The sequence below is a fragment of the Streptomyces sp. NPDC093252 genome, from assembly GCF_040683675.1.
In the GTDB taxonomy this organism is placed as follows: domain Bacteria; phylum Actinomycetota; class Actinomycetes; order Streptomycetales; family Streptomycetaceae; genus Streptomyces.
The window spans coordinates 67,995-89,391 of record NZ_JBFBEM010000003.1 but is presented as its reverse complement, the minus strand read 5'-3'; the positions used below and the strand labels follow the sequence as shown (position 1 = coordinate 89,391).

Genomic DNA, 21,397 nt, shown 5'->3' with positions numbered 1-21,397 from the left:
CGATGGGGGTGAGGGGTGGACAGCGGGGGCGGATCGTCGCCCTCCCGGCCGCCGGAGCGGCGCCGCCCCGGGGGTCAGCTCGTGCGGCCCTTGGCGTCGAACTGCTTCATGCGGTCCAGCACCAGGTCCGCCGTCGGCCCGTACAGTTCGTCCACGATCCGGCCGTCGGCGAGGAAGATCACCCGGTCCGCGTAGGCCGCGGCCACCGGGTCGTGGGTCACCATCACCACGGTCTGGCCCAGCTCGCGCACCGAGTTGCGCAGAAAGCCCAGCACCTCGGCGCCGGAGCGGGAGTCCAGGTTTCCGGTGGGCTCGTCGCCGAAGATGATCTCGGGGCGGGAGGCCAGGGCGCGGGCCACGGCGACGCGCTGCTGCTGGCCGCCGGAGAGCTGGGAGGGACGGTGGCCGAGCCGCCCGGACAGCCCGATCATCTGGATCACCCGGTCCAGCCACTGCTTGTCGGGCTTGCGGCCGGCGATGTCCATCGGCAGCGTGATGTTCTCCAGCGCGGTCAGCGTCGGCAGCAGGTTGAACGCCTGGAAGATGAAGCCGATCTTGTCCCGGCGCAACTTGGTGAGCTGCTTGTCCTTGAGCGAGCCCAGCTCGGTCTCGCCGATCCGCACGGACCCGGACGAGAAGGTGTCCAGCCCGGCGACGCAGTGCATCAGGGTCGACTTGCCGGAGCCGGAGGGGCCCATGATCGCGGTGTACTCGGCCTGCCGGAACTCGACGGAGACCCGGTCCAGGGCGACCACCTGGGTCTCGCCCTGTCCGTAGATCTTCGACAGCTCCGTGGCGCGGGCCGCCGCGGTCGTGGGCCGGGCGATGGGGGTCGTGGTCACGGAGGGTGCTCCTGTCGGGAGGTCGGGACGCTGTTCGAGGACACGTCCATCGTCCCGAGGACAAAGGGGCCTGGAGTCAGCCGCTGCTCTCGTTCCGTGGCCCGACTCGGGTCGCACCGCGGCCCGCCGTGTCATACCTCGGGATGAGGGGCGCCCCCGACCCGGAGCGGGGCGCCGGAGCCTCCCGCGGGGGAGGCGCGCGCCGTCCGCGCGGGGCGCGCTGTGATCACCGGGACGGGGAGCGCGCGCCGTCCGCGCGGGGCACGGGGGCACCCGCGGTGCCGGGAGCGCTCACGGCGACGGCCTGGAACGCATCCACGCGCACGGTGAAATTCCGTCATTCCGCATGCGCGGTCCGTGATCGCGCGACAGGCTGGTGGCAAGTGCTGATGGCCTATTTTGCGGTCTGATGCTCCCTCAGACGTCAATAAAATAAGACAACATCGGTCGTCCCGTCCGCTGTTCGGGGGACGCACCCCGATAGGCTCGGAGCCTCGATGCGGAGCCCACGGCCTGCCCGGATGGTGGAATGCAGACACGGCGAGCTTAAACCTCGCTGCCCCTCGCGGGCGTACCGGTTCAAGTCCGGTTCCGGGCACCTCTCTGTAGCAGAACGGTTCTGTACCAGAACGGTCATGGTCGACCCCCCACCACTGGTGGGAATCACCCACACGCGTAGCGTGTTCCTCACCACAGGCGAGGGAAAGATCCTCCCCAGGCACTAGGGTCATTCCTTTGCCTTTCCATTACTCTTGAGCCAAGGCCACGCACGGTGGCCATGGAGGAGTGAAATGAGGAGCAGCAACCCGGTCTTCTCGCGACGGGGGTTCAGCCGCGACAACGGCTCCGCGGGCTTCAACACCGCGCCGCAGGCCGGGGGCGCAGCAGTGGGCACGCAGGGCAACCCCTACGCCCAGCCTGGCGCCGGCACCAACCCGTACGCGACCAACCCTTACGCCCAGCAGGGTGTACAGGGCGCGCCGCCCCAGGCCCCGGCCACCACCGACCGTATGACGATGGACGACGTCGTCATGCGCACGGCGATGACGCTGGGCACGGTCGTCGTCGGCGCCGTCCTGGCGTGGGCCCTGCTGCCGGTCTCGTCCAGCAGCTACGGCCTGGCCATCGGTGCCGCGCTGATCGCCTTCGTCCTGGCGATGGTCCAGTCCTTCAAGCGCAACGCGTCGCCCGCGCTGATCCTGACCTACGCCGCGTTCGAGGGTGTCTTCCTCGGCGTCTTCAGCGAGATGTTCAACTCCCGCTGGTCCGGCGCACCCTTCCAGGCCGTGCTCGGCACGATGGCCGTCTCCGGCGCCACCCTGCTGATCTACAAGGCCGGCTGGATCCGGGTCACGGCCCGCTACGCCCGGATCGGCATGGCCATCGCCATCGCGTTCGTGCTGGTCATGGCGGTGAACCTGCTGCTGGTCGCGTTCGGCGTCGCCGATGACGGCGGACTGCGCAGCATGGGCCCGCTGGGCGCGATCGTCGGTATCTTCGCGATCGTCCTCGGCGCGTTCTTCCTCACCCTCGACTTCAAGCAGATCGAGGACGGCATCGCGTACGGCGCCCCGCGCAAGGAAGCCTGGCTGGCCGCGTTCGGTCTGACCATGACCCTGGTGTGGATCTACATCGAGATGCTGCGGCTGGTCGCGATCTTCAGCGGCGACGACTGATCTCCGACGGCTGACCTCCGACGCCTGATCTCCGGCGACGGACCTCCGGCGATCGACCGATGAGAAGGGCCCCGGGTTTCCCGGGGCCCTTTCGCGCGCTCGGTACAAGGAGGCAGGGGTCTCAGAAGAACCTGCGCGCCGCCCTCCTCAGGTCGTACTCGTGGATGATCGCCTTGGCGTGGCCGTACGCCAGATTGTGCTCGTGGCGCAGCCAGCTCACCTTCTCCTCGAAGCGGATGAGAGCAGGGCCGTCCTCGACGGCGCGCAACCAGTCGGCGACTTCACGACCGGTGCAATGGGGGATGCGGGCGAGCAGGTTGCGATGGGTCTCCGCGGAGAAGACTTGGGACATCGGCGCCTCCGGACGCAATCGGGTGTAAGCCGGTCCTTCAGGTCACCGTGCCTGAGCGTTGGCCCGTTGGCAACAGTCCGGGTACGGCGCGTACGCTCGCCGCGTGGTGGATACGACGCCGTTGACCCGAGCAGTGGATCACTTCGCCGACCGGCTGAGGGCGGCTCCGCAGAGCCGTCTCCAGCGGGGCGCTGCCGCGGAGGCGCTGGGGTTGGCGAGGGAGCTGGCGCGGTGGGCGCAACGGGTGGAGCGGCCCGGCGCGGAGCCGCGGGAGATGCCGGACGCGGGGATGTTCGCGGTCGCGGACCAGGTGACGGTGGCGGGGCGGGACCTGGCGGTGGTGCTCCGCACGGAGGGGGAGGTGGAGGAGGCTGTGGGGGTGGTGGTGGCTGCGCAGGGGAGGGCTGGGGTGTGAGGGGGTGGGGTGTTCCCGGGAAGTGGGTGGGTGCGGGTGCGTTGTGGCTGGGCGCGCAGTTCCCCGCGCCCCTAAAAGCCTTCTCCGTGCCCCCGGTATCAGAGGTCCCGTGATTTACAGGGACGCTATGACTCGGTCCGCCAGGATGTAGACCGTTTCCTCGCCGCACTGGAAGGTGAGGGTGTACGCGCCGGAGATGCCCGAGCCGCCCAGGAGGTGGGGGATCTCGCCGGAGCGCAGGGCGGCGGCGAGGCGTTCCGCGGTCTCGCGGTGGCCCGGGGTCATACAGAGCGTGGTGCCGTCGGCGAAGACGTACACATCCAGGGTGCCCAGCGGGCCGGGGCGGACGTCGGTCAGCTCGACCCGGTCGGCGGCCAGCTCCTCCAGTGTGCTCACCGTGCGCTCGTGGTCGCCCACGACCGGTGAGGGGATGGGGGTGAAGTCCGGGTGGGAGGGGTGGCGGCGGCGGGCCGCGGCCAGTTCGGGCGAGTCGGCCGGGTGGTCGCGGTAGTGGTCGTCGCTCTCCGGGCCCGGCTCGGTGACCGGCTCCAGCGGCTCCAGCGCCTCCAGGCCCGCGAAGTCGGTGGGGCGGGGCAGGAACGGCTCGTTGTCCCCGAGGCCCAGCAGCGACGGCGCGTCGGCGGCGTCGCGGGCCTCCTGGGCGGCCCAGAAGGCCCGCGCCTCGGCGAGTTCCCGCTCCCGCTCCTCGGCGAGGGCCTCGGCCACCGCCGTCCGTATCTGATCGGTGTCGGCGGCGGGGCGGGCCGCGGGCACCAGGCCGCGGGCGGCCCCGCCGCCGGCGAGATCCTGGTGCAGGGCCGCGACCTGGCGGCGCAACTGAATGAGGGTGCGCAGGACGGCGACGCCCACGGCGCCGGTGGCGGCCGTGGTGACCAGCAATGCGATCGGCATGGCGCTCACTGACGTACTCCCGGTTTAAAGTCGACCCCCGACTTCCTACATCAGCTTGATGGGTGAACTAACCCGCTGTCAGTGCGTAACGTCACGAAACGGACAGGACTTTGGACCCGCGGTGTCGCTGTTCGCGGCGCTGACCTGCGGTGATTCCCAAGGCGGGGGAGATAGGTCACATCCTGAGGGAGATTGGATCACAAATCGGCCCAGAACTCCGGAGATTGCCGGGTTCTGGGCCAATGAGTGACGTTAAGTGGCTTTGTGATTACGGAAAGACGTGTATATGGGCGGGGGAGGGTCGTCGGGGTCAGCTCAGGCGCTCGATGACCATCGCCATGCCCTGGCCGCCGCCGACGCACATGCTCTCCAGGCCGAACTGCTTGTCGTGCCACTGGAGGGAGTTGATCAGGGTGCCGGTGATGCGGGCGCCGGTCATGCCGAAGGGGTGGCCGACGGCGATGGCGCCGCCGTTGACGTTCAGCTTCTCCAGGGGGATGCCGAGGTCCTGGTAGGAGGGGATGACCTGGGCGGCGAACGCCTCGTTGATCTCGACCAGGTCGATGTCGCCGATGGTGAGCCCGGCGCGGCGCAGGGCCTGGCGGGACGCCTCGACCGGGCCGAGGCCCATGATCTCGGGGGAGAGCCCGGAGACACCGGTGGACACGATCCGGGCGAGCGGGGTCAGGCCCAGCTCCCGCGCCTTGGTGTCGGACATGATGATCACGGCGGCGGCGCCGTCGTTGAGCGGGCAGCAGTTGCCGGCGGTGACGCGTCCATCGGCGCGGAAGACCGGCTTCAGGCCCTGGACGCCCTCCAGGGTGACACCGGGGCGGGGGCCGTCGTCCTTGGCGACGACCGTGCCGTCCGGGAGCGTGACCGGGGTGATCTCGCGCTCCCAGAAGCCGTCCTTGATGGCCTGCTCGGCGAGGTTCTGCGAGCGGACGCCGAACTCGTCCATCTCCTCGCGGCTGATCCCCTTGGCGCGGGCGAGGTTCTCGGCGGTCTGGCCCATCGCGATATAGGGGTCCGGGACGAGACCGTCCTCGCGGGGGTCGTGCCAGGTGGAGCCGGTGGACGCGGCGGTCGCGGCGGTACGGGCCTCGGCGTCGGCGAAGAGGGGGTTGCGGGTGTCGGGGAGGGAGTCGGAGGAGCCCTTGGCGAAGCGCGACACCATCTCGACACCGGCCGAGATGAAGACATCCCCCTCACCGGCCTTGATGGCGTGCAGCGCCATCCGGGAGGTCTGGAGGGACGACGAACAGTAACGGGTGATCGTGCAGCCCGGGAGATGGTCCATGCCCATCTGCACGGCGACGATCCGGCCCAGGTTGAAGCCCTGCTCACCGCCGGGCAGGCCGCAGCCGAGCATCAGGTCGTCGATGTCCGCCGGGTCCAGCCCGGGGACCTTCGCCAGGGCGGCCTGGATGATCGTGGCGGTGAGGTCGTCGGGGCGCAGTTCCTTGAGCGAGCCCTTGAAGGCGCGGCCGATGGGGGAGCGGGCGGTCGAGACGATGACGGCTTCGGGCATTTCCGGCTCCAGGGGCGGGGTGCGGGTGTGCGGGTGCGGGTGCTGATGGGGGGTACGGGTGCGGGTACGGGTGCGGTGCGGGGGTTGTTGGGAAGTTACCCGTACGTACGTCATCGGTCACCGATGTCGGTGTGTGACACAGGCCGCACTTTCCAAGCGCTTGCTTGGAGCGTGCCCCGGCGCTGCCCGCTCCCCGGCCGTTCCGCGGGGGACGCCCACGGAACGGCCGGGGACGCCCACGGAACAGCCGGAGACACGGAGACGCCTACGGGACGACCGGTGCCGTCTCCTCCACCCGCACCCGCCGCCGCCTCCGCCGCTTCAGCAGCGCCCACGGCCCCCGGGGACCGCTCGGCATCGCCGCCGCGACCTCCGTACCGGCCTCCGCCGCCGCCTCCGCCGCCGCCTTGGCGACCGGGAGGAACCCCTCGCGGCGGGAGACGTCCGGACGGTCCTCGTCGGCGGGCCAGAGGCCCAGCGCCGCGCAGACCGTCGGCAGGACGGCCATCGCGGCGGTGGCGTATCCCTCGACGGACGGGTGGTAGTGGTCGGGCCCGAACAGCTCGCGCGGGTTCGCCGCGAACTCGGGGCCGAGCAGATCGCCCAGCGACACCGTCCGCCCGCCCTGCTCCACCACCCCGATCGTCTGGGCCGCCGCCAGTTGCCGGGAGGCCCGGCGGGCGAGCCAGCGCAGCGGCTGCTGGACCGGTTCGATGGTGCCCAGGTCGGGACAGGTGCCGACGACCACCTCCGCCCCGGCGGTGCGCAGCCGCCGTACCGCCGCCGAGAGCCGGCGGACGGACTGGGTGGCGGGCATCCGGTGGGTGACGTCGTTCGCGCCGATGATGATGACGCAGATGTCGGGGACCAGGGAGGTGTCCTCCAGGACCAGCGACACCTGGCGGTCGAGGTCGTCCGACCGGGCACCGGGCAGGGCCACGTTCCGCAGCCGTACCGGACGCTCCGCGACCGCCGACAGTCCGGAGGCCAGCAGGGCGCCCGGGGTCTGCTGGGCGCGGTGGACGCCCTGTCCGGCGGCCGTGGAGTCACCCAGGAGGGTCAGCGCGAGGGGCGGTTCGCCCGGGGTGGCGTAGAGCTGCCCGTAGAGCCCGTCCGCGTGGGGGACGCGGGACGACGCCATCCCGATGCCCACCTGCCGCCGGGCGAGCCGGGCCTCCGCGAGGAGCAGTCCGATCGCCGCCGCCCCCATCAGCCCGATACCGCCCCCGCCGAACGCCGCGCCTGCCGCGATACGCCGGGCCACTCGCGCCCTTGACATGCTCGTCATGGATCGCCGCCACCTCCTTACGTGCCGTACAACCACTCCTTGCCCCGTACCGCCCGTCGCCCAATCTCAACGGGGAGTGAACGCGGGGGCGGGGCCGTAGGCTGCTGGGCGAACCCTCACGACCACCCCTTTTGCAGCAACCGGAGACAACGGTGCAATTCCACGACTCGATGATCAGCCTCGTCGGCAACACCCCGCTGGTGAGGCTCAACAGCGTGACCAAGGGCATCCGGGCGACCGTCCTGGCCAAGGTGGAGTACTTCAACCCGGGCGGTTCCGTGAAGGACCGCATCGCCCTGCGCATGATCGAGGCGGCGGAGCGCAGCGGGGCGCTGCTGCCCGGCGGCACGATCGTCGAGCCGACCAGTGGCAACACGGGTGTCGGCCTGGCCATCGTGGCCCAGCAGAAGGGGTACAAGTGCATCTTCGTGTGCCCCGACAAGGTGAGCACCGACAAGATCAACGTCCTGCGGGCGTACGGGGCGGAGGTCGTCGTCTGCCCGACGGCCGTGGATCCCGAGCACCCCGACTCGTACTACAACGTCTCCGACCGGCTGGTCCGGGAGACGCCGGGCGCGTGGAAGCCGGACCAGTACTCCAACCCGAACAACCCCCTCTCCCACTACCACTCCACCGGCCCGGAGCTGTGGGAGCAGACGGAGGGGCGGATCACCCACTTCGTGGCGGGCGTCGGCACCGGCGGCACGATCTCCGGCACCGGGCGCTACCTCAAGGAGGCGAGCGAGGGCCGCGTCCAGGTGATCGGCGCGGACCCGGAGGGCTCCGTCTACTCCGGCGGCTCCGGGCGCCCGTACCTCGTCGAGGGTGTCGGTGAGGACTTCTGGCCGACGGCGTACGACCGGACGGTCGCGGACGAGATCGTCGCCGTGTCCGACAAGGACTCCTTCCAGATGACCCGGCGCCTGGCCAAGGAGGAGGGCCTGCTGGTGGGCGGGTCCTGCGGAATGGCGGTGGTCGCGGCGCTGGAGGTGGCGGAGCGGCTGGGACCGGACGACGTGGTGGTCGTCCTCCTCCCGGACAGTGGCCGCGGCTACCTCAGCAAGATCTTCAACGACGAGTGGATGGCGGACTACGGCTTCCTGGAGGACACCGGTCCCAGTGCCCGGGTCGCCGATGTCCTGGACGACAAGGAGCACGGCGCGATCCCGTCCCTGGTGCACATGCACCCCGAGGAGACGGTGGGCCAGGCCATCGAGGTGCTGCGCGAGTACGGGGTGTCCCAGATGCCGGTGGTCAAGCCGGGGGCCGGTCACCCGGATGTGATGGCGGCGGAGGTCGTCGGTTCGGTGGTGGAACGGGAACTGCTGGACGCGCTCTTCAGCCGGCGCGCGTCCCTGGCCGACCCGCTGGAGAAGCACATGTCGGCACCGCTGCCCCAGGTCGGCTCCGGGGAGCCGGTGTCCGACCTGATGCAGGTGCTGGGCGGGGCGGACGCGGCGATCGTGCTGGTGGAGGGGAAGCCGGTGGGGGTGATCGGGCGGCAGGACCTGCTGGCGTTCCTGGCGAATCAGACGAAGTGAGGGGTGTGGGGGTTTGAGGGTGGGGGTCCCGGCCGGGGTGGGGCCGGGGCCCTTGCCGGCGGGGTGATCAGGTGGCGAGGCCGGTCCGCTCGGCCATGCCCATGAGGGTGGGCCGGGCCCGTTGGTGGAGCACGAAGAGGACCCGGACGACCTCGCGGGCCATGGGGTGCGCCTCGGCCATCTCGGGCGCCACGGCGAAGGCTCTGTCCAGGGCTTCTTCGGCCCCGGAGTAGTTCCTGACGTCCAGGCGTGCCCGGCTGATGTCGATGTACATGCGTCCGAGGCGGCTCGGGGTGAGGGACGGGGGCGGATTCCGCAGCAAGGGATCGCTCATCTCCACGGCCATGCCCGGTTTGCCGAGTTCGATATGTGCGGCCAGCTCGTACAGGGCGGTGTTGGCCGGTCCGAAGGTGAGGTTGTGCCGGAGGACATCGGCGGGGACGAGGCGGGCGTGGTGGTGGGCGCGGCGCAGATGATCGGCCGTGGCTCCCTTGTCCTTGTGCCGGGAGGCGAGGACGACTCCGCGAAGGTGCAGCGAGCCCAGGCTCATGGCTGCTGCGGGTGAACTCTCCCCGCCGCCCGCCCGCTCGTACTTCGCGATGGCCCGCTCGACGATCGCGAGACCGTCGCCGTACTGGCCCGCGCTCTGGTAGGTGCCGGCTTCGTTCCAGGCCGTCGCGACCTCGGCCTCCGGATTCCAGGTCTGCTGCGCCGCCCATGCCTGCCGGGACACGATCATGTCGGCGAGATCCGGTTGCGCGAGCCGGTGCGCGGCGGCGTAGGCACACCCGTACACGTCGACCAGTTGTGACCAGACTCCGGATTCGCCGGGGGTGGAGAGCGCAGTCGCCGTCACCTGCCCGAGAAGCCGGGGGAGCAGGTCCAGCAGTTCCAGGTACCTGGTCTCGGCGCGCAGCGCCATGGCCCTCTGCACACCGGCGGCCAGCGCCTCGGGCGGGGGTACGTCCTCGCGGGGGAGGGTGTAGCGCCGGACCGCCGCGCGGAGGTCGTCCAGGAGTTCCGCCTGCCTGGTCTCGTCCGAGAAGGGCTGGCCGTGGATTCTGGCGGGGGTGACTCGCATGGCTTTTGCGAGGGCGGCGACGATGTGCGGGGTCGCGGGGCGTGTGCCTTCTTCGATCCTGGTGAGGAGGGACACGGAGATGCCGCCCAGCCGAGCGAGCCTGGCCCGACCCATGCCGCGGGCTTTGCGGAGGACGGCGATGTTCTCACCGGGGGCGGGAGTCTTCTCCATGTGTCTCACTCTGGCACGCCCGCCGACATACGTGCCGTCAGTTGCATTGCATCCTTGGTGCGTTGTGCATGTTCTGTGTCAACTGATCTTGTTCTGCCGCAGTTTCCTGATGTCGGAAGGCACTTACGGCTGACGATCAGGAGCCCCCCACATGCCTGCCACGCCCGGGTCGACTGGGCCACCGACGACCCCGAGGCACCCATCCTCGTCGGTCGGCTCGGCGTCACGGACGTGCTCCGGCTCAACCGGGCGATCCGGGCCGCCCTCGACCCGCGCAACCCGCCCGGCATCCTCGCCGACCGGCCCCACCGCCCCCTCACCGGCGAAACCGTCCTCGACACCGCCACCGACGGCATGGGCGAGGTCGTCGGGTATCTGCTCCGCCCGCTGGGGCCCGGCGAGCCGTGGGCGGCGGACCCGGACGACATCCGGCGCCCGGAGCGGGACCGGCTGATCCGGGCGCGTATGGCACGCCTTGACCTGGACCGCCGCACCCACCCACCGTCGTCGGCCCTCGTGTCCGCCCCGCCCCGGGGTCTCGGGCGTGGCTGACCGACCGGTGAAGGGGAAGGACCCCTCCCTTCGGAGGGGGTTGCCCACGGTCATCGTCTGGGTCTGCGTCCTCGCCTATGTGCTGTCCGTGGTCATCGGGTCGGGACAGTGAGCGGGCAACGTCATCCTCGGACGCCGCCGGATGCGGGTAGTCGACTGGGCTGCCCGGCTCTCGGCCCCGCCGAAGGTGAGGAAGCGCGCCTCGGCGCATGGCAGGGGGCGGAGCCGGTCACCGGGGCGTCGCGCGGAGCGCATCCGCCCTCCCGGTCGGGGACGGGGCATCGCGGCGAATCTGCGGTGAACAGTCGGTGTCCCCGGCGGATTTCCCGTGTCCGCCGCAGAGGCTGTCCTTCGCGGAAGTGGTACGAGCGTGTCACGTACCCGCAGCACCGACTTAACACGCGTCCGGCAGATTGGTCGTTGTCGGCAGGGCGGGAGCGGCTCCCCGTCCCGGCCGACACCGAACGTCCAAGGACCTCCGGAGCGGCTCCCGGACCTCCATGGACGCCCGGACGCGCAGGCCCGGCCCTGACCCGGCCCGCGTCCCTCGCGGGGACCGCCGTCGTCCCGCCCCCCGGTGACGGGGGTGCGGCGGTCCCCGCGCATATTTTCGGGAGCACGGACGATCGACCGGCGACGGCGGTCAGTCCTCCCAGGCGTCGTCGTCCGAGGTCTTCCCCGGACGGCGGCGGCCTCCGAACAGATTCGGGTTCACCCGCGCCGCCTGGAACACATTCACCCCTACGATGCCCGCCCACGCCACCAGCAGCCCCGGCAGATCCGCCACCCCGCCGCCGATCGCGGACAGCGGGATCGCCAGCACCAGGGAGACGATCCCGAAGCCGAACCGCTCGCCCCAGGAGTCCGTGGCCGCGGGGGAGCGGCTGTCACGGGCCGCCGTCATCCGCTGCTCGGCGAACTGGCGGCGCACCCGCCGCTCGACCTCGCCGTCGATCCGCTGGTCGATCTTCTCCAGGAACGAGTCGACCAGTGCCGACTCGTACTCCTCGCCCAGATCCCTGCGGGCGTGCAGGGTGGCGTTCAGCTCTTTCTTCAGGTCTGCGTCCCGCGCGTCCATTCCGCTCATGGTCCCCACGGTAGGGAGGGGGAGGGGGAGGTGCACTGGGGTTAGCCCCCGGGTTTACCTCCGGGAGGCCCGGCAGGGTTTTCCTCCGGGTTTCCCGGCAGGGATCCCCCCCCGTTGCGTGAGTGTCTGTGTCTGTGTCTGTGTCGGCGTCTGCCTCGGCGTCGGCCTCGGTGTCGGGCGGATGATGGGCCTATGACGTCAGCCGCATCGTTCGATCCCCGTGCCCTGCTCGCCGTCCGCAAGCTCGGGGTGCTCGCCACCCTCAAGGCCGATGGACGGCCCCAGCTCTCGCCCGTCATGCCGCACTACGACCCGGCGACGGACCTGCTCCACATCTCCACCGGGCAGCGCACCGCCAAGTACGCCAATCTGCGCCGCGACCCCCGGGCCGCACTGGAGGTGACCAGCGACGACGGGATGTCCTGGGCCACCGCCGAGGGCACCGCCACCCTCACCGGGCCCGGCACCGACCCGTACGGGCCGGAGGTCGAGGCGCTGGTCGCCTACTACCGGCTCGCCGCCGGGGAGCACGAGGACTGGGAGGAGTACCGGGCGGTGATGGTCGCCGAGCGGCGGGTGCTGATCACCATTGCGGTGGAACGGGTGTATGGGGAGCGGCTCCGCTGACGTCCCCCGTCCCCCGTCCCCCGTCCCCTGCCCCCCTCCTCCCTCTTGCCCGGCTGTATAGATTCATGCAGAGTTCTGCTCGTGTGAATGGCTGGTGGATGCCGGACAGGGGCCAGGGGGCCGAGGGGAGCGCTGCCGTGATGCCGTGGTCATCGTCGTTTTCGTCGGGTGGGTCCGTGGGCGGGTCCGTGGGCGGGATCGTCGTCCTGGACGGGATCGGGCTGCGGGTCGAGGATGTCGTGCGGCTCGCGGACGGGGGCGCCCGGCCCGTACCCGGCAGCGATGCCATGAAGCGGGTCGAGGAGTCCTGGGACGCCGCCCGGCGCATCGCCGCCACCGGGCGGGTCTACGGCCGCTCCACCGGCGTCGGCGCCAACCGCACCGAGGACCTGCCCACCGACTCCGCCGCCGGGCACGGCCTCCGGCTGCTGCGCAGCCACGCCGGGGCGATCGGCGCCGAGGTGCCCGCCCGGCAGGTCCGCGCCATGCTCGCCGTACGGGCCAACCAACTGCTCGCGGGCGGGGCCGGGCTGCGGCCGAGTGTGGTGGAGGCGCTGTGCGAGGCGTTGCAGCACGGGGCTCAGCCCGTCGTCCATGAGTTCGGGTCGGTCGGGACCGGTGATCTCGCCGCGCTCGCCCAGCTCGGGCTGGCGCTCGCCGGGGAGCATCCCTGGGCCGGACCGGGCGCCCCCGCCCCGCAGGCCCTCGACAACAACGACGCCCTCGCCCTCATCAGCTCCAACGCCCTCACCCTCGGCCAGGCCGCCCTCGCCCTGCACGAACTGCGCGGCCTCGTCGCCGCCACCCAGGTCGTCGCCGCGCTCTCGCTGATCGCCGTCGACGGGTCGCACGAGGCGTACGCCGCCCCCGTGCACGCCGCCCGCCCGCACAAGGGGTCCCTCGCGGTCGCCCGGCGGATGCGCGAGCTGATCGGCGCCGCCGACCGGCCCACCCCGCCCCTCGGCCGCATCCAGGACCCGTACGGCTTCCGCTGCCTGCCCCAGATACACGGGCCCGCGCACGACGCCGCCGACGCGCTGGACGACGTCCTCGCCGTCGAGGTCAACTCCGCCGCCGAGAACCCGCTGATCTCCGCCGAGGACCTCGCCGCCTACCACCACGGCGGCTTCTACCAGGCCCAGCTCGCCCTCGCCCTCGACCACTTCCGGCTCGCCCTCACCCAGGTCGCCCGGCTCTCCACCTCCCGCCTCTCCACCCTCAACGAGCCCGCCTACACCCGCCTCAAGCCCTTCCTCGCCGACCACGAACCCGCCTCCTCCGGCGTGATGATCCTGGAGTACGCGGCCGGCGCCGCCCTCGGTGATCTGCGCGCCTTCTCCGCGCCCGCCTCCCTCGGCCACGCCGTGCTCTCCCGGGGCGTCGAGGAACAGGCCAGCTTCGCCTCCCTCGCCGCCCGGCAGACCGTGCGCGCCTGCGATGCCTTCCGCCTCGTCGTCGGCTGCGAACTCGTCGCCGCCGTCCGCGCCCTGCGGATGCGCGCTCTGCGCCCCGACCCCGGCCTGCCCGCCGGGTACGCCCTCGAACTCGCCGAATCCGTGCTCGACGCCGACCTCGCCGACCGGCCCCTCACCGACGACGTCACCGCCGCCGCCGCACTCCTGGACCGCTTCACCGACCTCTGACCCACTCCCCCCACGTCCGGAAGGGCAGTACCCCCGTATGAACGCCGCCGAGAGCCGCCCGGCCCGTCCCGCCGAGACCCCGGCCGCGCGCCTGCAAGCCCTCTTCGAGGGCCACCGCCTCACCCCCACCCAGCGCCGCATCGCCCACAGCATGGTCCGTCGCGCCGCCGACGTCCCGTTCCTCTCCAGCGTCGAACTCGCCGAACTCGCCGGGGTCAGCCAGCCCTCCGTCACCCGCTTCGCCGTCGCCCTCGGCTTCGACGGCTATCCGGCGCTGCGCCGCCATCTGCGCGACACCGCCCCCGCCACCGAACCCGCCCAGGACAGCGCCGCGTACAACGAGTACCAGCAGGCCGTGGAGGCCGAGATCGAGAACCTCCGCCAGCTCGCCGAGGCCCTCGCCGACCCGGGCCCCGTCCAGCGGGCCGGACGGCTCCTCGCCGCCTCCCGCCCCCTCCCCGTCCTCGGCCTGCGCGCCGCCGCCGCCCAGGCGTACGGCTTCGCCTACTTCGCCGCCAAGGTCCATCCGGACGTACGGCTGCTGGACGAGGGCGGCACCATGCTCCAGGACCGCATCGCCGCCGCCGTCCACGCCGGGGCCTCCGCGCTGCTCTGCTTCGCCCTCCCCCGGCATCCGCGCGAGGTCCTCGACACCCTCGTCTACGCCAAGGAGTCCGGGCTCACCGTCGTCACCGTCGCCGACTCCGCGTTCGCGCCGGTCGCCAAGGTCTCCGATCTGCTGCTGCCCGCCGCCGTCGGCACCGGCCTCGCCTTCGACACCGCCTGCGCGCCGATGCTGCTGGGGCGGGTGCTGCTGGAGGCGATGTGCGACGACCTGCCGGACGCGCAGGCCCGGCTGGAGGAGTTCGACACCCGTGCGGCGGCGCGGGGGTTGTTCGTGGAGTGAGTGAGTGAGTGAGTGGGTGAGTGGGTGAGTGGGTGAGTGGGTGAGTGAGCCGATCCTGGCCGGGGATCGGGGGTTCTCAGGCTGGTCTCAGTTTGTGGCGCTAGTCTCCGCCGCCCGGGGACGGTACGCGAGGAGGCGGCAGGGACATGGCGCAGGCGGGTGGCAGAGGGCAGGGCAGGGCTCAGGGGCTGGCCCGGGTGGCCGTCGTCGTACGGGCCGGGGCGGCGCCGATGTGGTGGCTCGGGGTGTTCGCCGCCGGGATCGGCGTGCTGGTGCCGGGGATCACCGGGCGGCGGATCGGGGTGATGGCGGGGGCCGCGCTGTTCATCGTCGCCCTCGCCGTCGTCGCCCTGCGCGGGCGCAAGCGGTACGACGGGCTGGCCCGGGGCGCCTCCCGGGCGGGCAAGCACGATGTGCTCCAGGACCGGGCGGTGACCACCCGCACCTGGCGGCGCGGCCACCGCTGGTGGCTGGTGCTGGCCTTCGCCGCCGCGCTGGGCAGCGCGTTCGCCGTCCCCGCGGCCGGCGGGATGCTGCTCGCCGGGTGCGGGGCGGGGCTGCGGCTGAAGGCCGCCTGGCTCGGGCGCCGGGAGCGCGCCGAGGAGGCCCTGCTGTGGGTGCGGGTCGACTGGCTCGGGAGGCACGCCGGACGCCCGGCGGGCAAGGGGGTCAAGGGGTATCGCAGCACCGGCATCGCGGCCGGCGACGCCGCCCCGGGCGGGGCCCGGCGCCGCCGGACCGCCGAGTTGGTCTGAGGGGGCGGGTTCCGGTCCGGGTTCCGGTGTCGGTTCCGGTCCAGGTCGCGGATTCGGTTTCCGGGTTCCGGTGTCGGTTCCGGTTTCGGTCCGGGGCCCGCCGGGGCGTCAGACCTCCAGGCTCTCCTCGATCTTCTTCAACTGGTGCCGCGCCATCGCCAGGTTGGCCCGGTTCGCGTCCAGCGCCAGATAGAGGAACAGGCCGTTGCCGCCCCGGCCCTTGAGCAGCCGGATCAGGTGGTACTGGTCGGAGAGGGTGATCAGGATGTCCTCTATCTCGCTCTTCAGCCCCAGGTGCTCCATCGTGCGCATCTTGGCGCGCACCACGTCCGTGTTGCCCGCGGCGGCCACGTTCAGATCGAAGCTCTTGCTGCCGCCCAGGGTGCCCAGGGCCATGCCGCTGGTGTAGTCGACGAGGGCGGCTCCGGTGGCGCCCTCGATCGAGGCGAGTGCTTCCTTCAGGGCGGTCTCGGTGTTGGCCATGACGGGGGTCCTCTCAGGTGGTGTTGCCGGGTGGGGTGTGGGTGGTTGTTCGGTAGCCGGTGGGTGGGTGGTTCGGGGGGTGCGTGGGGGGTGCGGGGGGTGCGGGGGGTGGCCTCGGGGTGCGGTGGGGCGGTCCGGGGGTGTGGCGGGGGGCGGGTGCCGGGGTGGGTTCGGTGGACGGGGTGCGCGGTGGGGCCGCCGCGTCGACCAGCTCGCCGATCCGGGCCGCCGCGCGACGGCCCTCCAGATGCAGCCGCCCGACGTTCACCCGGTCCTCGGTGAGCAGGGTCAGCACGGCGGTACGGCCCGCCGCGTAGGTCGCCACATAGCCCCGGGTGCCGCGCAGCAGCAGTTCGCGCAGCTCCCCCTTGCCGGTGGCGTCGGTGCTGCGCATGGCGACGCCGAGCGCGGCGGCGGTCAGCGCGGCGAGGCCCTCCGGTTCGACGCCGGGGGTGTCATGGGCGACGACCAGGCCGTCGACCCCGGCGGCCAGGGCGCCGGTGAGCTGGGGCAGCAGGGCGCGCAGGCGGTGCAGTTCGTCCAGGACGGCGGGTCCGGGGGGTCCGGAGGGCGGGGGGACGGTCATGAGGTCACCCGTGGGGCCGGGGGCGGCGTCACCGGCTGTGTCGGTGTCCGGGCGTCGGCGTTCAAAGGGCCTCCAGCGCATCCCTGAGCCTCTTCAGCAGGGTGATGTCGGGGTCGAGAGGGGGAGGGGGAGAGGGCGTGGGTGTGGGCGTGGGTTCCGGGGGTGCCGGGCGGATCAGTCCCGCCGCCACCAGCCGCCGTACGTCCACCAGGGTGTGGAACCCCTGCCTCCGCAGCTCCCGGGCGATGTCCGGTGCGGTGTGGACGCCGTCCACCCGGTCCAGTACTGCCCGTTGGCGCGCGGTGACCGAGCGGGCGGGCCCGTCCCCGGCGCGGACCAGTGGCGCGGTGTCGGCCCGCGCGTCGGGCCAGATCCGGTCCAGCAGTGCCCGCCGCCGCAGCACCGTCCGCTCCAGCACGGCCACCGGCACCGGTCCCGCCCCCGCGCCGCCCGCCCCACCCCCGTACCGGAACCGGCCCGGCGTGCCGCTCGGCGCCAGGGCGAAGTACGCGGCGTCGTAGAGCGCTTCGAGCCGGCGCAGTTCCAGGGCGCCCGGCGGGAGGTGGGCCGCGGCCGGGCCGGGGGCGTCGGCGGGGAGGAGTGCCTCGACGCCCGGGGCGGAGGGGCTCTCGGCGTGCACGACCTGTCCGGCGGCCAGCCGCAGCGAGCCGCGCTCGCGGTGCAGGGTGCCGGTGGCCCGCTCGGCGGCGAGCCGGGTCAGCATCGGGGACAGGGGCCCGGCGGCGGGGGCGGTGTCCGGGCGGCGGTGCCGGGGGCGGTGGCGGACCGGCAGCGGGGGCGACGACGGGGGTTGGGGCCGGGGCTGGGGCGATGGTGGGAGCGGGGTGTCGACCATGGTCATCCCAGCACCAGCCGTCCGGATATCTCGCCCAGTCTGATCCGGGCCAGGGCGAGATTGCCGTCCGCGCGGCTCAGCCACACATGCAGCACGACCGTGCTCTCGAACGACGTCGGCAGGAACCGCAGGACGTGGTAGCCGTCCCGGCTGGTGACGATCAGATCCTCCACGGGAGGACCGGGCGAACCGGGCGACCTGGGCGAACCGGCCTGGCCGGGCGACGCGGCCTGACCGGGCCCGCCGGGCGCGCCCATACCACCCCCGCCCACACCACCCCCGCCGGAGGCGTCGTCCTGGGGCGCGAAGACCTTCAGCTCGGCCGCCGGGCGGGCCAGTTCGGCCGTCTCGGCCGCCGCTGCCTCCGCGTCACCGCCCGGGAACTCCCCGACGACCCCGAGCGCCAGCCCGCTCGTCCAGTCCACCAGCGCGGCGCCCCGGGCCCCGGGCAACCGCATCGTCTCCAGCAGACACTCGTCGATTCCGGGCACGCCCGTCTCCCCTCCCGCCTGATGTGCGCCTGAGTGACGTAGAAACTACGCACAGTGCGGAAGGGGAGTGGGGGTTCCGGCATTTTCCGGTGGAACATGCGTCCGGGGTACTAGTGTCGACCAACTGACGTGTGTTTCACGCCGGTTGGCCTCCCCGGTGGCAGGTCAGGGGGCGTCCGGCGGGCGCAGGGCGGTCAGTGCCTCCGTGTGCGCCCCGCCCGACTCGGCGACGATCTCCTCCAGTCGCTGCGGTGCGCGGACCGTCGCGAAGGTGACGCCGGAGCCCGGGAGGCCGATCCCGTCCGCCGTCAGGAAGCCGTACACCCCCGGCCGGGCCAGCGAGTTGTAGCCGTAGTGGTGGGCGAAGTAGTACGCGCCCGTGTCCAGGGCCGCCGCGTAGTCGCCCTGCTCCAGCAGCGGCAGCTCCCGCCCCTCGGCGAGCAGGTCGCCCGCGAAACAGGCCGGTCCCGCCACGTCCTGCACCACTCCGGGCCCGGACTTCGGCCGCCCCTTCCCGTCGTACGCGGCGATCCGCAGCGGCCACGACCCCGGCGCGTACACCGTCCGCGTCGCCACCTGCACCCCCGCGTGCGTCACCGCCACCGGCCGCCCGCCCGCGCTCTTGGCGTACTCCACTCGCGCCACCACCGTGCCGTGCTTGGCCAGCAGCGACCGGCCGAACTCCGTCACCAGCCCGTACCGCCCGTCGAACAGCCCCGGCACCGTCCGCGCCAGCAGCCGGGCGTACTCCGCGTAGGTCGGGCTCTCCTCGTCCGAGCCGAAGTTCACCGGCAGCCCGCCGCCGATGTCGAGGGTGTCGATCTGCCGCCGCCCGAGCCGCCCGTTGATCTCCTCGGCCAGCGCGTACGTCTCCGCCACCCCGCGCGCCAGCAGCTCCAGCGGGATGCCCTGCGACCCGGTGTGCGCGTGCAGCCGGGACAGCCACGGCCGCTCCGCGTACGCCCGCACCACCCACTCCCGAGCCCCCTCGTCGCGCAGCGCCACCCCGAACTTCGAGGTCGCCGTCGCCGTCGAGGTCGAACCGATCGACCCGCCGCCGATCTGCGGGTTCACCCGGATGCCGAGCGGTGAGCGGCTCGGTGCCGACCGCATCAGGGCGTCGATCCGGTCCAGCTCCTGCGGATTGTCGGCGTTCACCGCGATGCCCAGCGCGAGCGCCTCGCGCAGTTCGGCCGGGGTCTTCGCCGGGGAGTCCAGCACCGTGTGCTCCGGCGGCAGGCCCGCCGCCCGCGCGAGCGCCAGCTCACCCGGGCTCGCCACCTCCGCCCCGATGCCCTCCGCGTGCAGCAGCCGCAGCACCGGGACCAGTGGGGCCGCCTTCACCGCGAAGGCGTGCAGCACCGGCGTGCCCGGCGCCGTCACCTCGGCGAACGCCGCCCGCAGCGCCGCCGCCGACTCCCGGATACCGGCCACGTCAAGGAGTCCGACGAGGGGCGCGCCGGGACCCAGCAGCCCCTGCTCCACGGCCGCCCGCACGGCCGCGTCCCGCCGCACCGCCCTGCCCCCGGCGCCCGCCATCCCGTCCGCCACACCGCCGGTCGTCCCGTCCACCATCTCGGCCCCCGTCCCATCCGTCATCCCGGCCCTCGCTCCGTCCGCCCTGTTTCGTTCGCTGTACGAACCCATACGTCCAGCCAAACACGCCCGCCGCCCGGCCCCGCCGGGCCCCCACCCTTGACTAGCCCTATTCATCACCTCAGGATGTGAATAATCGCAGCAAGGGGAGGCGTCGGACGGCGGCCCCGACAGACGCCGACCCGGATGGACGCGCCACCCCGGTCCCGGGACCGATCAGCCAGTTCGACCAGCCGGACCGATCAGCCAGACCCGACCAGCCAGGAGGCAGACCATGTCAGGACCCCGGCCCGTCCGAGCCCCCCGCGCTACGGAACTGAGCGCCCTGGGCTGGCAGCAGGAGGCCGCCCTGCGGATGCTCCAGAACAACCTCGACCCCGAGGTCGCCGAGCACCCCGACAAACTGGTCGTCTACGGCGGCACCGGCAAGGCCGCCCGCGACTGGCGCTCCTTCGACGCCATGGTCCGCACCCTGCGCACCCTCAAGCAGGACGAGACCATGCTGGTCCAGTCCGGCCGCCCCGTCGGCGTGATGCAGACCCACGAGTGGGCCCCGCGCGTCCTGCTCGCCAACTCCAACCTCGTCGGCGACTGGGCCACCTGGGAGGAGTTCCGCCGCCTGGAGGCCCTCGGCCTCACCATGTACGGCCAGATGACCGCCGGTTCCTGGATCTACATCGGCACCCAGGGCATCCTCCAGGGCACCTACGAGACCTTCGCCGCCGTCGCCGCCAAGCGCTTCGGCTCCACCCTCGCCGGGACCATCACCCTCACCGCCGGACTCGGCGGCATGGGCGGCGCCCAGCCCCTCGCCGTCACCATGAACGACGGCGTCGCCCTCTGTATCGACTGCGACCCCCGCGCCATCGAGCGCCGTATCGAACACCGCTACCTGGACGTCCGCGCCGACGACCTCGACCACGCCCTCCGGCTCGCCGTCGAGGCCCGCGACGCCCGCCGCCCGCTCTCCATCGGCGTCCTCGGCAACGCCGCGGAACTGGTCCCCGAGCTGCTCGCCCTGGGCGCCCCCATCGACATCGTCACCGACCAGACCTCCGCCCACGACCCCCTCGCCTACCTCCCCCTCGGCCTCCCCTTCGAGGAGATGGCCGCCGCCGCGGCGAAGGACCCGGCCGGGTTCACCACCCGGGCCAGGGAGTCCATGGCCCGGCACGTCGAGGCCATGGTCGGCTTCCAGGACGCCGGCGCCGAGGTCTTCGACTACGGCAACTCCATCCGCGGCGAGGCCCAACTCGCCGGGTACGCACGGGCGTTCGCCTTCCCCGGCTTCGTCCCCGCCTACATCCGCCCCCTGTTCTGCGAGGGCAAGGGCCCCTTCCGCTGGGCCGCCCTCTCGGGCGAGGCGTCCGACATCGCCAAGACCGACAAGGCGATCCTGGAACTGTTCCCCGAGAACGAGTCCCTCGCCCGCTGGATCCGGCTCGCCGGGGAACGCGTCCACTTCCAGGGCCTGCCCGCCCGTATCTGCTGGCTCGGCTACGGCGAACGCGACCGCGCCGGGGAGCGCTTCAACGACATGGTCGCCAGCGGCGAACTCGCCGCCCCGCTGGTCATCGGCCGCGACCATCTCGACTGCGGCTCGGTCGCCTCCCCCTACCGGGAGACCGAGGCCATGCTCGACGGCTCCGACGCGATCGCCGACTGGCCCCTGCTCAACGCCATGGTGAACGTCGCCTCCGGCGCCTCCTGGGTCTCCCTCCACCACGGCGGCGGCGTCGGCATGGGCCGCTCGATCCACGCCGGGCAGGTCACCGTCGCCGACGGCACCCCCCTGGCCGGCGAGAAGATCCGCCGCGTCCTCACCAACGACCCCGGCATGGGCGTGATCCGCCATGTCGACGCGGGCTACGACATCGCGGAGTCGGTGGCGGGCGAGCGGGGGGTACGGGTCCCCATGCGCGAGGGCGAGGCCCAAGAGACCCAGGGGGCACGGGGGGCCCAAGAGGCCCAAGGCGAGTCCCGCAGCGAAGGCGAGTCCCAGTGA

At 72.5% G+C, this 21,397-nt stretch carries 21 protein-coding genes and 1 tRNA gene; 10 read left to right on the top strand and 12 right to left on the bottom strand.

Features of this window, described 5'->3' with window-relative positions; all coding sequences use genetic code 11:
* Nucleotides 1-74: 74 nt before the first annotated feature.
* Entirely contained in the window at nt 75-842 is a 768-nt protein-coding gene (locus AB0O01_RS06355) for an ABC transporter ATP-binding protein (RefSeq protein ID WP_365311335.1), read from the bottom strand.
* 515 nt (nt 843-1,357) lie between these two features.
* On the opposite strand from AB0O01_RS06355, the gene AB0O01_RS06350 reads away from it, so the two are divergent.
* Together AB0O01_RS06350 and AB0O01_RS06345 are read left to right on the top strand one after the other, a co-directional pair.
* Nucleotides 1,358-1,440, top strand: a tRNA-Leu gene (locus AB0O01_RS06350).
* A gap of 193 nt (nt 1,441-1,633) precedes the next feature.
* The gene (locus AB0O01_RS06345; RefSeq protein WP_365311334.1) at nt 1,634-2,518 is read left to right on the top strand and encodes a Bax inhibitor-1/YccA family protein; all 885 of its coding nucleotides are present in this window, start codon (nt 1,634-1,636) and stop codon (nt 2,516-2,518) included.
* A gap of 121 nt (nt 2,519-2,639) precedes the next feature.
* Here the strand turns inward: AB0O01_RS06345 and AB0O01_RS06340 are convergent, their stop codons facing one another.
* Complete coding sequence (locus AB0O01_RS06340; RefSeq protein ID WP_355739490.1) at nt 2,640-2,870, bottom strand: DUF4287 domain-containing protein; 231 nt, start codon at nt 2,868-2,870, stop codon at nt 2,640-2,642.
* Nucleotides 2,871-2,973: 103 nt separating this feature from the next.
* Between AB0O01_RS06340 and AB0O01_RS06335 the strand changes: the two genes are divergently transcribed.
* Complete coding sequence (locus AB0O01_RS06335) at nt 2,974-3,285, top strand: hypothetical protein (protein WP_365311333.1); 312 nt, start codon at nt 2,974-2,976, stop codon at nt 3,283-3,285.
* A 114-nt stretch (nt 3,286-3,399) separates the two neighbouring features.
* Here the strand turns inward: AB0O01_RS06335 and AB0O01_RS06330 are convergent, their stop codons facing one another.
* The 3 genes from AB0O01_RS06330 to AB0O01_RS06320 all read right to left on the bottom strand — a co-directional run bounded on the left by AB0O01_RS06330 (nt 3,400) and on the right by AB0O01_RS06320 (nt 7,016).
* Nucleotides 3,400-4,206, bottom strand: coding sequence for a hypothetical protein (locus AB0O01_RS06330; RefSeq protein ID WP_365311332.1), 807 nt, complete (start codon nt 4,204-4,206; stop codon nt 3,400-3,402).
* Nucleotides 4,207-4,507: 301 nt separating this feature from the next.
* Nucleotides 4,508-5,728, bottom strand: coding sequence for an acetyl-CoA C-acetyltransferase (locus AB0O01_RS06325; RefSeq protein WP_365311331.1), 1,221 nt, complete (start codon nt 5,726-5,728; stop codon nt 4,508-4,510).
* A gap of 265 nt (nt 5,729-5,993) precedes the next feature.
* The gene (locus AB0O01_RS06320) at nt 5,994-7,016 is read right to left on the bottom strand and encodes an SGNH/GDSL hydrolase family protein (RefSeq protein ID WP_365311330.1); all 1,023 of its coding nucleotides are present in this window, start codon (nt 7,014-7,016) and stop codon (nt 5,994-5,996) included.
* A gap of 152 nt (nt 7,017-7,168) precedes the next feature.
* On the opposite strand from AB0O01_RS06320, the gene AB0O01_RS06315 reads away from it, so the two are divergent.
* Nucleotides 7,169-8,557: a cystathionine beta-synthase gene (locus tag AB0O01_RS06315; RefSeq protein WP_365311329.1), complete on the top strand. Its 1,389-nt coding sequence runs from the start codon at nt 7,169-7,171 to the stop codon at nt 8,555-8,557.
* Between the two features lie 67 nt (nt 8,558-8,624).
* On the opposite strand, the gene AB0O01_RS06310 is transcribed toward AB0O01_RS06315, so the two are convergent.
* Nucleotides 8,625-9,809, bottom strand: coding sequence for a helix-turn-helix transcriptional regulator (locus AB0O01_RS06310; protein ID WP_365311328.1), 1,185 nt, complete (start codon nt 9,807-9,809; stop codon nt 8,625-8,627).
* Between the two features lie 231 nt (nt 9,810-10,040).
* Here AB0O01_RS06310 and AB0O01_RS06305 point away from each other — a divergent pair, with 231 nt between their 5' ends.
* On the top strand, nt 10,041-10,361 hold the full coding sequence (locus tag AB0O01_RS06305; protein ID WP_365311327.1) for a hypothetical protein: 321 nt from the start codon (nt 10,041-10,043) through the stop codon (nt 10,359-10,361).
* A 643-nt stretch (nt 10,362-11,004) separates the two neighbouring features.
* Here AB0O01_RS06305 and AB0O01_RS06300 read toward each other — a convergent pair.
* Complete coding sequence (locus AB0O01_RS06300; RefSeq protein ID WP_365311766.1) at nt 11,005-11,439, bottom strand: hypothetical protein; 435 nt, start codon at nt 11,437-11,439, stop codon at nt 11,005-11,007.
* 201 nt (nt 11,440-11,640) lie between these two features.
* Here AB0O01_RS06300 and AB0O01_RS06295 point away from each other — a divergent pair, with 201 nt between their 5' ends.
* From AB0O01_RS06295 to AB0O01_RS06280, 4 genes are all read left to right on the top strand, one after another.
* A complete protein-coding gene (locus tag AB0O01_RS06295; protein ID WP_365311326.1) occupies nt 11,641-12,075 on the top strand; it encodes a PPOX class F420-dependent oxidoreductase in 435 nt (144 codons plus the stop codon).
* A 176-nt stretch (nt 12,076-12,251) separates the two neighbouring features.
* On the top strand, nt 12,252-13,718 hold the full coding sequence (locus AB0O01_RS06290) for an aromatic amino acid ammonia-lyase (protein WP_365311325.1): 1,467 nt from the start codon (nt 12,252-12,254) through the stop codon (nt 13,716-13,718).
* Between the two features lie 37 nt (nt 13,719-13,755).
* The gene (locus AB0O01_RS06285) at nt 13,756-14,625 is read left to right on the top strand and encodes a MurR/RpiR family transcriptional regulator (RefSeq protein WP_365311324.1); all 870 of its coding nucleotides are present in this window, start codon (nt 13,756-13,758) and stop codon (nt 14,623-14,625) included.
* A 146-nt stretch (nt 14,626-14,771) separates the two neighbouring features.
* Nucleotides 14,772-15,380 carry a hypothetical protein gene (locus tag AB0O01_RS06280; RefSeq protein ID WP_365311323.1) on the top strand — a complete coding sequence of 203 codons (609 nt, stop codon included), beginning with the start codon at nt 14,772-14,774 and terminating at the stop codon, nt 15,378-15,380.
* A gap of 108 nt (nt 15,381-15,488) precedes the next feature.
* Here the strand turns inward: AB0O01_RS06280 and AB0O01_RS06275 are convergent, their stop codons facing one another.
* From AB0O01_RS06275 to AB0O01_RS06255, 5 genes are all read right to left on the bottom strand, one after another.
* A complete protein-coding gene (locus tag AB0O01_RS06275) occupies nt 15,489-15,863 on the bottom strand; it encodes a hypothetical protein (RefSeq protein WP_355739454.1) in 375 nt (124 codons plus the stop codon).
* A 13-nt stretch (nt 15,864-15,876) separates the two neighbouring features.
* Nucleotides 15,877-16,449: a roadblock/LC7 domain-containing protein gene (locus AB0O01_RS06270; protein WP_365311322.1), complete on the bottom strand. Its 573-nt coding sequence runs from the start codon at nt 16,447-16,449 to the stop codon at nt 15,877-15,879.
* A gap of 61 nt (nt 16,450-16,510) precedes the next feature.
* On the bottom strand, nt 16,511-17,311 hold the full coding sequence (locus AB0O01_RS06265; protein ID WP_365311321.1) for a transcriptional regulator: 801 nt from the start codon (nt 17,309-17,311) through the stop codon (nt 16,511-16,513).
* On the bottom strand, nt 17,308-17,796 hold the full coding sequence (locus AB0O01_RS06260) for a hypothetical protein (RefSeq protein ID WP_365311320.1): 489 nt from the start codon (nt 17,794-17,796) through the stop codon (nt 17,308-17,310). Before AB0O01_RS06260 ends, AB0O01_RS06265 begins: the two co-directional genes overlap by 4 nt.
* Before the next feature lie 165 nt (nt 17,797-17,961).
* Nucleotides 17,962-19,335 carry a diaminopimelate decarboxylase gene (locus AB0O01_RS06255; protein WP_365311765.1) on the bottom strand — a complete coding sequence of 458 codons (1,374 nt, stop codon included), beginning with the start codon at nt 19,333-19,335 and terminating at the stop codon, nt 17,962-17,964.
* Between the two features lie 331 nt (nt 19,336-19,666).
* On the opposite strand from AB0O01_RS06255, the gene hutU reads away from it, so the two are divergent.
* On the top strand, nt 19,667-21,397 hold the full coding sequence (hutU, locus tag AB0O01_RS06250) for a urocanate hydratase (protein ID WP_365311319.1): 1,731 nt from the start codon (nt 19,667-19,669) through the stop codon (nt 21,395-21,397).